Annotated in this window: 1 protein-coding gene; it reads right to left on the bottom strand. The window is 39.6% G+C overall.

The genetic code is table 11. The features are described 5' to 3' along the window. Positions 1 to 217 (bottom strand): IS110 family transposase (locus M3627_RS20635; RefSeq protein WP_251557300.1); only part of this gene is annotated, 217 nt, incomplete at its 3' end. Positions 218 to 260 lie beyond the last annotated feature (43 nt).

Raw genomic sequence — 260 nt, forward strand, 5'->3', positions numbered from 1 at the left:
GGATTTCTGATTTCTCGTGTTTGTTTTTTAATGCGAGTAGCTGTTCATAGAAGGTCGTAAATCCTTCTGCCGACTGTCTGATAGGGAATGACTTATGCAATACTCGTCCACGGTCGTCTACAGCACATGCGTAATGTTTGCGCTTGGCGATATCGATCCCAATGACCAACGTCTTTTCACTCACTTGATTAATTTTATGATTCGTACTATTATTCATAAGAGGCCCTCCTATATATGTTTTGAGTATTCAATTGGTTGTT

Source organism: Psychrobacillus sp. MER TA 171, assembly GCF_023713305.1.
In the GTDB taxonomy this organism is placed as follows: Bacteria; Bacillota; Bacilli; order Bacillales_A; family Planococcaceae; genus Psychrobacillus.